Genomic DNA, 14,561 nt, shown 5'->3' with positions numbered 1-14,561 from the left:
CATGCCGCCCGGGATTTTCGTAATGCAGGCGTATCAACGCAATTTCATTCGTTTTGCTATCGAGCGCGGAGTTCTGCGCTTCGGTGAATTCACATTGAAGTCCGGACGTGTTAGTCCGTATTTCTTCAATGCCGGTTTGTTCAACAGCGGAAACGCCTTGGCTCAGCTAGGACGTTTCTACGCCGCTGCGGTCACAGACTCAGGCCTTAATTTCGACGTATTGTTCGGTCCGGCCTATAAAGGGATTCCGCTGGCTGCCGCTACAGCCGTTGCGCTGGCCGAAGAACATGGTCGTGACCTGCCTTGGTGCTTCAACCGAAAAGAGGCCAAGGATCACGGTGAAGGCGGCATGTTGGTGGGGGCTCCGCTGGCGGGTCGCGTCCTGATTATCGACGATGTCATCACGGCCGGTACTGCAATCCGCGAGGTCATGCAGATCATCCAGGCACAAGGTGCCACGCCTGCTGGCGTATTGATTGCATTGAATCGCCAGGAGCGTGGTAAAGGCGAGCTGTCGGCCATTCAAGAGGTCGAGCGGGACTTTGGAATGCCAGTCGTCAGTATCGTGGCCCTGGATCAGGTACTGGAGTATCTGGCCGGTGACACTGAGCTGAAGCAGCATCTGCCGGCTGTTGAAGCCTACCGCGCGAATTACGGTATCTGAACTGACGCATGAGGCGAGATGGCGGTGGCGAGAAGAAAAAAGGCGGTGCTTGGGAGCGCCCTGATTTTACTGACAAGTAGTGTTCTGGCTGCTGAGTCCACCCCCATCCAGCTGTATCGCTATGTGGATCGCAACGGTGTGACCGTGATCGATCGGCAGGGCGTGCCGGCCGAATATGCAGGCAAGGGATACGATATTCTTAACGAGCAGGGGCGCGTCATGAAGGTCGTGCCCCCTGCCCCGCCTGCTGAAGAAATTCTCCGACGGGCGGCAGCCAAGCAGCAGGCCCAGGCGGACGCAAATCTGCTCAGGCTGTACAGCAGTGTGGCGGATGTCGACCGTGCCAAGGTGCGTAAACTGAACGAGCTGGACGGCTTGGCGGCCGTCAAGCGCGGGAATCTTCAGGCGCTCAACCAGCAGCGCGACACGCTCATGAGCCAGGCGGCCAGTTATCAGCGTGGTGGTCAGGCTGTGCCGGACGATCTGCTTCAGCGGATCGAGGCGCTCAAGGGGGAAGAGCATCGCCTGCAGAGCGAGCTGGACCGGTATATCAAGGATCGCCAGACGGCAGAGGCCAACTTCAATGCGGATCGCGCCCGGATCGTACAGCTTCTGGGTGAGTAAGCGATTCCACTGAAAACGGGGCCTGAGCCCCGTTTTTAGGCTTACAGCTGCTGATTGGTAATCAATGTGCCCACACCGATATCGGTGAAGATCTCCAGCAGTACAGCATTAGGGACGCGGCCATCAATAATGTGGGCGCTTTGTACTCCGCCCTGTACCGCTTCCAAGGCACAGCGAATCTTGGGCAGCATGCCCCCGTAAATGGTGCCGTCGGCAATCAGGCCGTTTACCTGCTCAGTGGTCAATCCGGTCAGAACCTGCCCTTCTTTGTCCATCAAACCGGCGATATTTGTGAGAAGCATCAACTTTTCAGCCTTGAGGGCTTCGGCTACCTTCCCTGCCACCAGGTCCGCGTTGATGTTGTAGGACTCCCCGTTTGCGCCCACGCCGATGGGTGCAATGACGGGAATGAAATCACCCGATACCAGCATATTCAGAAGTTCGGTGTTTACACCGCTGACCTCTCCGACCTGACCGATATCGATGATTTCCGGCTTGGTCATCTCCGGTGTCTGACGGCTGACAGTGAGCTTGGTCGCTCGAATCAGGTTGGCGTCCTTGCCGGTCAGGCCAATGGCACGACCGCCATGACGGTTGATCAGGTTGACGATGTCCTTGTTCACCTGACCGCCCAGTACCATTTCCACGACGTCCATGGTCTGACTGTCGGTGACGCGCATGCCGTCGATGAAATTACTTTCGATGCTCAGGCGCTTGAGCAGATCACCGATCTGGGGGCCGCCACCATGAACCACGACCGGGTTGATCCCCACGGCCTTCATCAACACGATGTCACGGGCGAAGCCGGCCTTGAGCTCATCGCTTTCCATGGCGTTGCCGCCGTACTTGATTACCAGCGTCTTGCCGACGAAACGGCGAATATAGGGCAGCGCTTCGGAAAGCACTTGGGCGACATGCGAGGCATCATCGCGGCTCAGGGTCATGGCGTACTCCTCAGGTCGATAAAAATAAAGGGCGCCTGGGCGCCCTTTATTCTGCGGTTCGAATGTTAGAACGGCAGGTTCAGGTCAGGCTGAACGGCAAGCAGCTGCTTGCGGAAGACATCCTTGATACGGTCCAGCTCTTCTTGGGTTTCAGCCTCGAAGCGCAGCACCAGTACCGGCGTGGTGTTGGACGCACGGACCAGACCCCAGCCTTCTTGATAGTCGACACGCACGCCGTCCAATGTGGTGATCTGTGCATCACCCCATTTGGCATCGCGCTGCAGGGCATCGATGATGCCGAACTTGCCTTCTTCGGTCACCTGGATATTGATCTCGGGTGTGGAAATATCCACCGGGAAGGTATCAAATACTTGCTGGGCGGTGCCCTTCTCCTGGCTCAGGATCTCGAGCAGACGCACGGCGCTGTAGATGCCATCGTCAAAGCCATACCAGCGCTCTTTGAAGAACACATGACCGCTCATCTCGCCCGCCAGCAGAGCACCGGTTTCCTTCATCTTCTTCTTGATGAGGGAGTGACCGGTCTTCCACATGATCGGACGACCGCCGTAGCCGGCGATGAGGTTGTTCAGGCGGCGGGTGCACTTGACGTCAAAGATGATATCGGCGCCCGGGTTGCGGGATACCACATCCTTGGCGAACAGCATTAGCAGCTGGTCTGGATAAATGATGTTGCCTTCGTTGGTCACGACGCCTACGCGGTCGCCGTCGCCGTCAAAGGCCAGGCCGAGGTCGGCGCCGGTTTCCTTGACCTTGGCGATCAGGTCTTCCAGGTTCTCGGGCTTGCCCGGATCCGGATGGTGGTTCGGGAAGTTGCCGTCAACGTCGCAGAACAGCGGAATAACCGTGCAGCCCAGGGCTTCGATCAGCTGGGGTGCAACCACACCGGCCACACCGTTGCCGCAGTCGACCACGACTTTCAGCTTCTTGGCCAGGACGATGTCGTTCTTGATCTGGTCGAAATAGCGATCCAGTACGTTGATCTTTTCAACGGTACCCTGACCGGTTGCAACGTCGCCGGTCTCGATGCGCTCGCGTAGGCGCTGAATGCTTTCGTTGGCCAGGGTCTCGCCAGCGATCACGATCTTGAAACCGTTGTAATCCGGCGGATTGTGGCTACCTGTGAGCATCACACCGGACTTGCCAGCCAGAACGTTGGCTGCGTAGTACAGAACGGGTGTTGGCACCATGCCGATGTCGCTGACGGTTGCGCCGGTATCAGCGATCCCCTTGATCAGCTGCTCGACCAGTTCCGGGCCGGACAAGCGGCCATCACGGCCTACGGCCACGTTGGGCTCGTTACGGGCCAGACTTTCGGAGCCGATGGCGCGACCGATCCAGTACGCGGTTTCCGGCGTCAGGGAGTCGCCCACTACGCCACGGATGTCGTAGGCGCGGAAAATGCTGGTATTGAGTTTCGGGGCTTGAACGGTGTTGCTCATTAGGGGTTTCTCCAATCCCAGGAGATCCTGGTCTTCGTCGAGGATATCGATATCAAGTATGTCGTCACTGCTTGGAAACATCGGGTCTGTATACGACGCGCTGCCTTGCTTGGCCAATGCCGTTACGGTCGCCTCTACAGGCGCCGTGACCGAAGCGGCTGCTTCGGTGGATTTCGGCGGTGGCCCGACCAGTGCCTGTGTCAGGGGTTCGAGTTGTGAGAACCGCAAAACAGGCCGTTGGGCCACAAGACCGCTAACAAGTTCCTGATGAAAACGGGAGAGACTGCACACATCGTCAACGAGACGCCGTTGCAGGTGCCTGCGCAGCAGCAAAAGCCCGGCCCCGGCCCCAGCCAGCGACAGGATGAGCGCCGCTGGCAACGTCCATAACGGCCAGCCAGCACTGAACGAGGTGGCCGGTATTACTTCCAGCGTCCAGAGAGGGTTATTGGTCTTGAAGGTATGCGTATCGGCAGTGACCGGTATGCCGCCCTCTGCCAACCGTTGAGGCGCAGCCTGGTTGAAGCGCTGGGTCAGCTGCCAGTGGCCCGCCTCGATGGGCATGCCTTTCAGGCCGCTTAGCAGGACGCGCAGGTCCTGTACCAGCAGGACGGTGCCAACGACCCGGCTGTCGCTTGCAGTAACGGGGGCTGCGGTATAAACCAGCCATTTCTGGCCGACCCGGTAGGCTTCTGATCCGGCAGGCTGCCCTGAGCTGACACGACGTGCCAGATCCAGAGCGGCGAAGTTCAAGGGCCCCGGCCTTGTCTCGTTGGGCTGGCTGCTGTTCTGACGAACCAGATGGGCATCGATCAGGCCGCCGTGCTGAAGAATCTGCTCAGCTGATGAGCGCAAGTCCTCGTTGGACTGGGTCAGTGCCTGGACCACCATGGGCTCGGCAGCAGTCATGCGGGCGCGATTTTCCAGCTGGCTCAGCGCCTGGCTCACAGCAGCGGCCTGCCCTTGTCCCCAGGCCTGGGTCAATTGTGTCTGGGAGTCCCGCTGCAGCGGCTCGATGGCGAGACCCCACAGCAGGCCCAGTCCCAGGAAGGAGCCCGCCAGGGCAGGTAGAAGACCGGGTAGCAGAGAGACGTTCTTGTTCTTTTCTTGAGCGGGGCCTTTGGGCGTGGCCTTGCGCTTGGTGTTTTTCAATGCAGCACCTCGTTTCTGTCCCTGGGAGGCAGGCTCGGCGGTCAGCGGGTACCGGAGTGTCCGAAACCGCCTGCGCCTCGCTCGGTTTGCTCGAACTCGTCCACCAGTTTGAAATGCGCCTGAACGACCGGTACCAGCATGAGCTGGGCGATGCGTTCACCCACAGTAATGGTGAAAGTGGTTTGACCACGGTTCCAGCATGAGACCATCAGTTCGCCCTGATAGTCCGAGTCGATCAGACCAACCAGATTGCCCAGCACGATGCCGTGCTTATGGCCCAGGCCCGAGCGCGGCAGAACAAGCGCCGCCAGGCCCGGATCGGCAATGTAGATGGACAGGCCGGTTGGAATCAGAACCGTCTGGCCCGGCTCCAGGGTTATGTCGTCCTTGAGCATGGCACGTAAGTCGAGCCCGGCAGAGCCGGACGTTGCGTAGGCTGGCAACGGAAAATCAGTACCGAGGCGGGGATCGAGAATCTTGGCTTGAAGGCTATGCATGAGTCTGTGTTTGTCTGAGTCGGTTGGCGATAAAGTCGATCAGCTGGCGGGCGATCTTGCCCTTGCTGGTCTGGGCGAAGCGGGTTTCGTGCAGGTCGCGGTCAATGACGCTGACGGCATTGTCTTCGCTGTTGAAGCCAATGGCCGGGTTGGCTACGTCGTTGGCGACGATGAGGTCGAGATTCTTGTCCACCAGCTTGCGCGAGGCGTAGTCGAGCAGGTGCTCCGTCTCGGCGGCAAAACCTACGCTGAACGGCCGATCCGGGCGGCGCGCCAGGGTGGCCAGGATATCTGGGTTGCGCACCATCTGAAGCAGCATGCCCTCGCCGCTGGCGGGATCTTTCTTGAGCTTGTGTGGCGCGACGACTTCTGGGCGAAAGTCAGCCACGGCGGCTGCGGCGATCAACACATCACATGGCATGGCCGCCTCACAGGCGGCCAGCATGTCGCGGGCACTGACGACATCCACACGGCTGACGCGATCGGGCGTCGGCAGGTGGACGGGGCCCGTTACCAGGGTGACGCGAGCCCCTGCTTCCACGGCTGCCTCGGCCAGGGCAAAGCCCATTTTCCCAGAGCTGTGATTGGTGATGTAGCGCACCGGGTCGATGTTTTCCTGCGTGGGGCCTGCAGTGATCAGCATGTGCTGACCCGTCAGGCTCTGCCGGGCGAAACAGTCAGCGGCAAGTTGCGCCAGATCATCCGGTTCGAGCATGCGACCCATGCCCACATCTCCGCAGGCCTGGCTGCCCGAGGCGGGGCCGAAGAGCTTGAAGCCACGGCTTTTCAGCAGTTCGGTGTTGGCCAGGGTCGCCGGGTCACGCCACATGGCCTGGTTCATGGCCGGGGCCAGCGCCACAGGCGCATCGGTTGCCAGCACGACTGTGGTCAACAGGTCATTGGCGATGCCCTGGCTCAGGCGGGCCATCAGATCGGCTGTAGCCGGCGCGATCAGGACGAGGTCCGCCCAGCGGGCCAGCTCGATATGCCCCATCGCCGCTTCGGCTGCCGGATCGAGCAGATCAAGATGCACCGGGTGGCCCGATAGGGCCTGAAGGGTCAGGGGAGTGATGAATTCACGGCCGCCCTGAGTCATGACGACCCGGACTTCCGCGCCACAGGTGCGCAAGCGACGCACCAGCTCGGCACTCTTGTATGCGGCGATTCCGCCGCCGACGCCAAGCACGATGCGTTTACGATAAAGCCGTTGCATGAGCCTGCCTTATGTTGAGCCTGACTGGCCCGGAGGCCGGTTACAGGAGCTTTTTATGACGGATATCGCGTCTGCACGAACGGCGGTAGATAAGCCGTTCGCCAGGCAAAAAGTGCGGCTAAGATAGCACAGCGCCCGCCATGGAGTAGCGGGCCGATATCGACAAGGAGCGTTCGATGAGTATTCGTGACTGGCCTGCCAACGAGCGGCCCCGTGAGAAGTTGCTGGAACAGGGCGCGGCTGCCCTGACCGATGCCGAGCTGCTGGCTATCTTTCTGCGTACCGGTGTGACCGGAAAGAGCGCGGTAGACCTGGCGCGCCACCTGTTGCAGGAATTCGGCAGCCTGCGGGCGCTTCTGGAGGCTGATCTGGCCTCGTTCAGCGCGCATCTAGGGCTTGGGCCGGCCAAGTTCACCCAGCTGCAGGCCGTTCTGGAAATGGGCCGCCGCCACTTGGCAGAGCGTCTGCGGCGTGATTCCGCGCTAGAAAGTCCGCAAGCCGTCAAGGACTACCTGAAGGCCCGCCTGCGTCATGAGCCCCATGAGATCTTCGGCTGCCTGTTCCTGGACGCCAAACACCGTGTTCTGGCGTTCGAAGCGCTGTTTCACGGCACCATCGATGGCGCTAGCGTCTACCCACGGCAGGTCGTCAAGCGCGCCCTGGCCCATAACGCGGCAGCCCTGATCCTCACCCATAATCACCCTTCCGGCATCGCAGAGCCCAGCCAGTCGGATCGCATTCTCACCCAGCGGCTCAAGGAAGCGCTTTCGCTGATCGATGTGCGGGTGCTCGATCACTTCATCGTGGGCGAAGGCGAGCCATTGTCCATGGCTGAATATGGTTGGCTGTAAGAGCAGTCAGGCGACAGGCTATTGCATGACGCAAGCCTGCCGCCCTCGCCTCATCGACTGACGCTGGCCTTGGAGAAGTCCTGGCGACCGAAGGGGTTGGCCTGATAACCCTCAACACCCTGACGGGTCAGAACCGAGACGGTGGGATGAGCCAGCGGTAGCCATAGGGCCTGATCGTGAATGATCTGCTGAGCCGTGTGATAACGCTTGGTGCGTTCCGCCTGATTGGATACTGCCTTGCCCTCGCGTATGGCCGTGTCGAGCGTCTGATCGCAATAACGGGCGAAGTTAAGGCCGGATTTGACCGAAGCACAGGAGAACTGCGGTGTCAGGTAGTTATCCGGATCGCCGTTATCGCCTGCCCAACCCATGAACAGGAGGTCGTGCTCGCCATTCTTGGCGCGGCGGATCAGCTCACCCCATTCAATCACGCGGATGTCTGCTTTGACGCCAATCTTGGCCAGGTCCGCCTGCAGCATCTGGGCGCCCAGGCTGGGATTGGGGTTCAACAGGCTGCCGCTGGGGCGTGTCCAGATGGTGGTACTGAAACCCTCTTTCTGCCCTGCGTCGGCCAGCAGCGCCTTGGCTTTTTCCGGATCGTAGGCATACGGCGTGATGTCCTTGGCATAGCCCCAGGTAGTGGGTGGGTAGATGCCGTCAGCCGGAGTGGCGCTGTTTTCAAATACAGCCTTCACATAGTTCTTCTTGTCGAACGCCAGGTTGATGGCCTGCCGGACCTTGGGATTATCAAGGGGAGCATGCTGGGTATTGATCCCTACGAAGGCGGTCATGAATGCCGGCGTCTGAACAACCTTCAGGGTCGAATCTTTCTGAGCATCGGTGACATCCTGCGGTTTGGGCGAGAGTGCAACCTGACACTCGCCACGCTTGAGACGCTGCATGCGCACAGCGGCATCGGGCGTGATGGCATAGATCAGGTTATCGACCTTGGGCTTGCCGCCAAAATAATTGGCATTGGCCTCATAACGGATGGCTGCATCTTTCTGAAAGCGGTGAAACACAAACGGGCCGGTGCCGATGGGCTCGCTGTTGAGCTGTTCGGGCTTGCCTGCCTTGAGCAGCTGATCGGCGTACTCGGCGGAATAGATCGAGGCGAACCCCATGCTCAGCGTGGGCAGGAATGTCGCATCCGGACGGTTCAGGACGATACGCACCTGATGGTCGCCAACCTTTTCCACTGACTTGATCAGGTCAGGCCACTGCATGGATTGCGCATGAGGATAGCCACCCTTGGCGACCCCGTGCCAGGGATGCTTGGGATCGAGCATACGCTCGAAGCTGAACACCACATCGTCCGCATTGAGGTCCCGACTGGGCTTGAAGTAGTCGGTCTGGTGAAATTTCACATCCGGGCGCAGCGTGAAATCATAGGTTAGACCGTCCTGGGAGACCTGCCACCGCTCAGCAAGGCTCGGGACCAGCTCTCCACGCGTCGGTTCGAACTCCACCAGTCGGTTCATTAACACATCTGCTGAAGCATTCGTCGTGGTCAGCGAGTTATACTGCACCACATCAAAGCCGTCAGGGCTTGCTTCGGTACAGACGCTCAATGTGGCGGCCTGGGCCAGCAGCGGCGCGAACAGCAGTGGCAAAGCGGCAAAGCGCATGGGGTGCTCCTTCTGAATAGGTAGGTGGCCGTCCATGGAGCTCATGGTGCCAAGGGTCTACGCTAGACCACTGCACCGTTCATCTCAATTCAATTTCACGACGAATGGTCGAATTGTTTTGGGAAGCCCCTCTGCAGCGCAGTATCCATGCGGGTCTCACCTGGTCGGCCCAATAGGTTATGTCCTTGATGTATCAAGGCTCTTCTGGTATAAAACAGCGCTCTTTTTTCGGGGCATGGCTCTGTGAGTGTTGCAGAAAAGCCGACACCGCCCCGACTAAACGGAATTTTCAAACGATTCAAGCGGCCAACCCATGCCGGGTTTGGCATGTGGTTTATGAGGGCTGAGGCATGTCTAGAGTCTGTCAAGTGACCGGTAAGGGTCCGGTTACTGGGAACAATGTTTCCCACGCTAACAACAAAACCCGTCGTCGTTTCCTGCCGAATCTGCACTACCATCGTTTCTGGGTTGAGTCCGAGAAGCGTTTCGTGCGTCTGCGCGTTTCTGCCAAGGGCATGCGTATCATCGACAAGCGCGGTATTGATACCGTACTGTCCGAGCTGCGCACTCGCGGCGAAAAATTCTAAGGAGCTTCATCATGCGTGAATTGATCCGTTTGGTGTCCAGTGCCGGTACCGGTCACTTCTACACCACCGACAAGAACAAGCGCACCAAGCCCGAAAAGATCGAAATCAAAAAGTTCGATCCGGTTGTGCGTAAGCACGTGATGTACAAGGAAGCCAAGATCAAGTAATTGATCCTGTCTTTCGTGACCGCTTCGGCGGAATCACGGCACACAAAAAACCCAGCCTAACCGCTGGGTTTTTTGCTTTCTGATATCGAAAAATGGTGTGCTGAAGCCTTAGCCCTTGGGCTTGTAGGCGCAATAGCCCGGACGCGGCCCAATCTGCGGGTGGTTGCGGCACGTATCGGGGCGCTTGTCGTAGATGGTGCACAGGCGGCTCTTGCGATCCAGATAGAGGCAGTCGTTATTGGCCAGGCGGGTCAGGGTAAAGATGCCGCTTTTCTGGTTGAAGCGTTCGACAATGCCTTCCTTCATGAGGCGCTTGGCGACATTCTTGGGCGGCTCGCCCGCTTCGAACTCATCCACTACACCAATCCGGATCAGGTCCTTGATGCGGACCTCTACGGGAAGCGTGCAGCAGGTAGCCATGCAATCACGGCACAGCCCTTTGTAGTATTTGGCCCAGGTATCAAGACGGTCGAGTTCGGCCGCGGCGACCAGTTGCGGTTTTTTCATGGATCAATCAGCAGGAGAAGCGGGGCGCGGATCATACCGGGCCTGACGAGCGTTTGCTCGCCGATTGATCGATCACATACGGCGATCCGTCGCTTTTATCGCGCGGTGCAAGCCCTGCCTGCGCGGGTGCTAAGCGGCCGGCAGGGTAGGCAGCGTCAGTGTCGGCGTCCTTTTACCAGCGCACCAATGACGAGACCGCCCAGAACAGCCAGGGCTGTGCTGGCAATTGGATGCTGGGAGGCCTGGGTGTATAGGCTGTGCTGCATCTTGGGACCGGGATTGCGGCCGCTGGCCTGACCGTAATTGCCTGGGGTGTAATCGGCCGAATACATCTCGCCCTCACGGTTATTGTCGGGGCGTCCGCTGGGAATGACATTAGCCAGGAGCTTCTCGCTGATGAGGTCATACAGCTGCGGGAAGTTTTGAGCGATCTTGGTCATGGTCTTGGCGGGGCTGCCGACAAACACATCGCGTTGCGGGTGAACGGCTGCCTTCAGGATGGCTCTGGCGACGGTTTCCGGGGTATAGATGGGCGGGGGAAGCACAGGCGCACTGGACAGGTAGTTCTTGGCGTGGTCGTTGAACAGCGTGTCGATGGAGGCTGGACGGACCAGCGTCACCGATACAGGTGCCTTCTCCTTGCGCAGTTCGACCCGCAATACATCCGTCATCGCCTTGATAGCGTGTTTGCTGGCGCTGTACATGGAGTGGTAGGGAAGCGGTGCAGCGGACTCGAGGCTACCGATGTTAATGATCGAACCGCCACGCTCACGCAGGTGGGCCGCCGCGATTTTTGAGCCATACACGGTACCCCAGAAATTGGTCTCGAACAGTTGGCGGCAGTCCTCGTCGCTGACCTCCTCAACCGTGCCCCAGACGGAGGTCGCCGCGTTGTTGATCCACGTATCGAAGCCACCAAAGCGCTCCAGTGCCTTGTCGGCCACCTTCTGCAGCTCGTCACGCTGGCCAACATCGGCAACAACCGTCACTACCGTATCGCCGCCTCCAAGGCTGCGCTCGATTTCCTGCAGCGCTTCTTCATTGCGTGCCGTCAGAACCAGACGGGCACCCTGCTGCGCAGCCATTCGGGCCGTCGCAAGACCGATACCACTGGAGGCACCGGTAATAACGATCACTTGCTCGTTGAGCGGTTTAAGCCTGACGTTCATGTGTCCTCCTTTCTGTGAGGAAAAGAAACCGAGCACAGCCGCTGGCTGTGTCGGGCATTCACATCAGTAGAAGGTCAGGCATTCAGTGAGGTTCCTTGTGCCGGGAACCGACTGTCGATCAATCGTGAAGGATCACAACCGTTTATGGCAAAAGACGGCTGTTTTCGTGCTAACGGCTTCGCGCGTCGCTATCGAGGCCAGAACTACTCGACGAACGTGACCTGTCCGCCTTCCAGCGATTTCACCCGAGCCAGGGACTCGACACGATACCCTTGTTTCTCAAGCTCCTGACGGCCGACCTGGAAGGACTTCTCGATCACGATGCCCAGTCCGGCGATGCTGGCGCCAGCCTGCTGGATGATGGAGATCAGTGCCTGGGCCGCCTTACCGTTAGCCAGGAAATCATCAATGATCAGGACGTGGTCGTCGCTGGACAGATGCGTCATGGAGATCGCGATGGTGCTCTCGACACGCTTGGTGAACGAGTAGACCGTGGAGGTCAGCAGGTTGTCGGTAAGCGTCAGGGACTGATGCTTGCGAGCGAAAATCACCGGCACACCCATCTTCAGACCAGTCATGATGGCGGGCGCGATGCCGGAGGCCTCGATCGTAACGATCTTGGTCACGCCTGCATCGGCGAACCGGCGGGCAAACTCGTCGCCAATTTCACCCATCAGGCTCGGATCGATCTGATGGTTTAGAAAGGCATCGACTTTCAGTACTTGGTCGGAAAGAACTTGGCCTTCAGCCTGGATCTTGCTTTTAAGGGTGTCCACACAGGTGTCCTTCAAAGGCGATCAGAGACGGTAAAAAGATACTGTCAACGCCTTGGTAAGAGGCGCTGCTGATCGAAATCGTTTAAGGGGAAAAGACAATTTTGCCGGATATTAAGACGTATCGACATACCACTAATAAAAAACAGCAGTAATTTTGTTTCATCTCATCGTTTTTTGGCGTTATTACGCCTGCAGATCACCTCTGAATTGACTCTGTGCATGGATTGTTTACAGCACACCGCCCATGTTGAACGCCAGCGTGATACAACCACTTTATCGAAAAGGCGCGTACCGCTTCGATGGCCTAAAGACTTCTTGCATGACAGCACCGGCTTGCTCACTCTTTAGCGATTACACCCATTTCCTGGAAGCGCTGTGATCGAGCAAACTCTGGCCGATGTGTTCGGCTATACCTCTTTTCGCCCTGGTCAGGGTCAGGTAGTTCGTACCGTCATGGCTGGCCGTTCGGCTGCTGCTATCTTTCCAACCGGCTCGGGTAAGTCGCTGTGCTATCAATTGCCCGCCTTGCTTCTGCCACACCTCACTCTGGTCATTTCGCCTCTGCTGGCCCTGATGCAGGACCAACTTGCGTTTCTGAAGGCCCGCGGGATCGCTGCTGCCAGTATCGATTCGGCACAGCGCCGTGAAGATATCCAAGCCACTATGGCCAGAGCCCGCTCCGGTGAATTGAAGATTCTGATGATCTCGGTAGAGCGGCTTAAGAATGAACGCTTTCGCCAGTTTATCGCCCAGGTACCTATTTCCTTGCTGGTAATCGACGAAGCCCACTGCCTATCCGAGTGGGGCCATAATTTTCGTCCTGACTACCTTAAGCTCCCTGATTATCAGCGTGATTTCAGGATCCCTCAGGTCTTGCTGCTAACTGCGACGGCAACGCCTCGGGTTATTGCAGACATGCAGGCCCGCTTTGGAATCGCTCATGACGATGTGGTGACGACCGGCTTCTATCGCTCCAATCTGGACTTGCAGGTCGAACCTGTCAGCGGGGAGGACAAACGACGTTATTTGCTGGATTGGATTGCGCCACGGACCAGTCAGTCCGGCATTGTTTATGTCACGCAGCAGAAAACAGCCGAGCAGCTGGCGGATGAGTTGGTACGTGCCGGGATTCGTGCCGGGGCTTACCACGCTGGCCTGACTCATGAACGGCGCGACAGCATTCAGCAGCAGTTCATGGCCGGCACACTGACCTGCATTGTGGCCACCATTGCCTTTGGCATGGGAATCGACAAGCGCGATATCCGTTACGTAGTGCATTACGACCTGCCCAAATCAATCGAGAGCTATAGCCAGGAAATCGGTCGCGCCGGACGTGACGGTGAGCGCTCCGAGTGCCTTGTACTGGCTAACCGCGATGCCTTGAATGTGCTGGAAAATTTTGTTTATGGTGACACACCGGAGCTGAGTGGTATCCGCAGCGTTCTTGAGGACCTGCAGGCGGCGCCGAAAGGCGAATGGGTGTTGCAGCTCAACAGCCTGTCCGATCAAAGTGACATTCGCCTGTTGCCGCTCAAGACTTTGCTCGTGCAACTGGAGCTTCAGGGCCTGATTGCACCGCAATACAGTTATTTCGCTGATTATCGTTTCAAATACCTTCGTGAACCAGAAGCCTTGATTGAACGATTTGAAGGTGAGCGTCGGCAATTTGTTGAGGCTATTGTCGAAACCTCTGTTCGGGCGCGTACCTGGTGCACGGTCAATTTTGATCAGTTGCACCGTGAGTATCGCGCTGAACGTAGCCGGGTAATCACTGCGCTGGAGTGGCTTCACGAGCAAGGCTGGATTGAGCTGGAAAGTAAGCAGATGACCGAGGTGTATCGTCGCTTACAGGCTGCAATCGACGTCGAGATACTAGGCGCTACGTTGCATCGGTACTTCCAGGAAAAAGAGCAGGCCGAGGTTGCGCGAACCCACGCCATGCTTGATCTATTCGCCAGTGACCGTTGCCTGAGCTACCGTCTGGCTGAGTGGTTTGGTGATACGCAGGCGCCTGAGCAATGCGGGCATTGTTCCGTCTGCCGCGGCACGGTGGCAGTCCTTCCAGCCCCGGCAGCCTTGCCGCCTTTGGATAGGCAAAACCCTGAAACGCTATGTGGCGCCTTTCGGGAGTACTATATGGCCTCCCGGGGAGGCGTACCCAGTGTTGAGTCCATGACACGGTTTCTATGTGGCCTCAACACACCCGCCTTCACTCGACTCAAAGCCAGAAGCTTGCCTGGTTTTGCTGCGCTGGAGGCTTATCCCTATGCGGAGGTAAGAGCTTGGCTGGCCCAGGCCGGCTTTAACGTCAAATGATGACGT

Annotated in this window: 14 protein-coding genes; 6 read left to right on the top strand and 8 right to left on the bottom strand. The window is 58.3% G+C overall.

Features of this window, described 5'->3' with window-relative positions; translation table 11 throughout:
* Positions 1-22 precede the first annotated feature (22 nt).
* Together pyrE and B3729_RS05025 are read left to right on the top strand one after the other, a co-directional pair.
* Positions 23-664, top strand: coding sequence for an orotate phosphoribosyltransferase (pyrE, locus tag B3729_RS05030; RefSeq protein WP_122041140.1), 642 nt, complete (start codon positions 23-25; stop codon positions 662-664).
* Positions 665-688: 24 nt separating this feature from the next.
* Positions 689-1,288, top strand: a complete 600-nt coding sequence (locus tag B3729_RS05025; RefSeq protein ID WP_376738965.1) for a DUF4124 domain-containing protein — start codon at positions 689-691, stop codon at positions 1,286-1,288.
* 41 nt (positions 1,289-1,329) lie between these two features.
* On the opposite strand, the gene argB is transcribed toward B3729_RS05025, so the two are convergent.
* The 4 genes from argB to coaBC form a co-directional block, all read right to left on the bottom strand.
* Positions 1,330-2,232 carry an acetylglutamate kinase gene (gene argB, locus B3729_RS05020; RefSeq protein ID WP_010796452.1) on the bottom strand — a complete coding sequence of 301 codons (903 nt, stop codon included), beginning with the start codon at positions 2,230-2,232 and terminating at the stop codon, positions 1,330-1,332.
* Between the two features lie 65 nt (positions 2,233-2,297).
* On the bottom strand, positions 2,298-3,692 hold the full coding sequence (gene algC / locus B3729_RS24730) for a phosphomannomutase/phosphoglucomutase (RefSeq protein WP_196122108.1): 1,395 nt from the start codon (positions 3,690-3,692) through the stop codon (positions 2,298-2,300).
* A 1,193-nt stretch (positions 3,693-4,885) separates the two neighbouring features.
* A complete protein-coding gene (gene dut / locus B3729_RS05010; protein ID WP_010796454.1) occupies positions 4,886-5,341 on the bottom strand; it encodes a dUTP diphosphatase in 456 nt (151 codons plus the stop codon).
* A complete protein-coding gene (coaBC, locus tag B3729_RS05005; RefSeq protein ID WP_010796455.1) occupies positions 5,334-6,554 on the bottom strand; it encodes a bifunctional phosphopantothenoylcysteine decarboxylase/phosphopantothenate--cysteine ligase CoaBC in 1,221 nt (406 codons plus the stop codon). The genes dut and coaBC overlap by 8 nt, the downstream gene beginning before the upstream one ends.
* Before the next feature lie 176 nt (positions 6,555-6,730).
* On the opposite strand from coaBC, the gene radC reads away from it, so the two are divergent.
* Positions 6,731-7,405 (top strand): RadC family protein, encoded by a 675-nt coding sequence (radC, locus tag B3729_RS05000; RefSeq protein WP_074821159.1) that lies wholly within the window; start codon positions 6,731-6,733, stop codon positions 7,403-7,405.
* Between the two features lie 50 nt (positions 7,406-7,455).
* On the opposite strand, the gene B3729_RS04995 is transcribed toward radC, so the two are convergent.
* The gene (locus tag B3729_RS04995; RefSeq protein WP_286787280.1) at positions 7,456-9,033 is read right to left on the bottom strand and encodes an ABC transporter substrate-binding protein; all 1,578 of its coding nucleotides are present in this window, start codon (positions 9,031-9,033) and stop codon (positions 7,456-7,458) included.
* A 350-nt stretch (positions 9,034-9,383) separates the two neighbouring features.
* On the opposite strand from B3729_RS04995, the gene rpmB reads away from it, so the two are divergent.
* Positions 9,384-9,620, top strand: a complete 237-nt coding sequence (rpmB, locus tag B3729_RS04990) for a 50S ribosomal protein L28 (protein ID WP_010796458.1) — start codon at positions 9,384-9,386, stop codon at positions 9,618-9,620.
* Positions 9,621-9,631: 11 nt separating this feature from the next.
* A complete protein-coding gene (rpmG, locus tag B3729_RS04985; protein WP_010796459.1) occupies positions 9,632-9,787 on the top strand; it encodes a 50S ribosomal protein L33 in 156 nt (51 codons plus the stop codon).
* Positions 9,788-9,895: 108 nt separating this feature from the next.
* Here rpmG and B3729_RS04980 read toward each other — a convergent pair whose 3' ends face one another.
* From B3729_RS04980 to xpt, 3 genes are all read right to left on the bottom strand, one after another.
* Positions 9,896-10,294: a YkgJ family cysteine cluster protein gene (locus B3729_RS04980; protein ID WP_010796460.1), complete on the bottom strand. Its 399-nt coding sequence runs from the start codon at positions 10,292-10,294 to the stop codon at positions 9,896-9,898.
* Between the two features lie 155 nt (positions 10,295-10,449).
* On the bottom strand, positions 10,450-11,463 hold the full coding sequence (locus B3729_RS04975) for an SDR family oxidoreductase (protein ID WP_074821168.1): 1,014 nt from the start codon (positions 11,461-11,463) through the stop codon (positions 10,450-10,452).
* Between the two features lie 203 nt (positions 11,464-11,666).
* Positions 11,667-12,239: a xanthine phosphoribosyltransferase gene (gene xpt / locus B3729_RS04970; RefSeq protein ID WP_010796462.1), complete on the bottom strand. Its 573-nt coding sequence runs from the start codon at positions 12,237-12,239 to the stop codon at positions 11,667-11,669.
* Between the two features lie 378 nt (positions 12,240-12,617).
* Here xpt and B3729_RS04965 point away from each other — a divergent pair, with 378 nt between their 5' ends.
* Positions 12,618-14,555 carry a RecQ family ATP-dependent DNA helicase gene (locus B3729_RS04965; RefSeq protein WP_286787362.1) on the top strand — a complete coding sequence of 646 codons (1,938 nt, stop codon included), beginning with the start codon at positions 12,618-12,620 and terminating at the stop codon, positions 14,553-14,555.
* The last annotated feature ends 6 nt before the right edge of the window (positions 14,556-14,561 follow it).

This window comes from Pseudomonas sp. UBA3149 (assembly GCF_002364655.1).
GTDB classification, from domain to species: domain Bacteria; phylum Pseudomonadota; class Gammaproteobacteria; order Pseudomonadales; family Pseudomonadaceae; genus Chryseomonas; species Chryseomonas luteola.
Note: the sequence above shows the minus strand (reverse complement) of the source record. Positions and strands in the feature narration are given on the sequence as shown.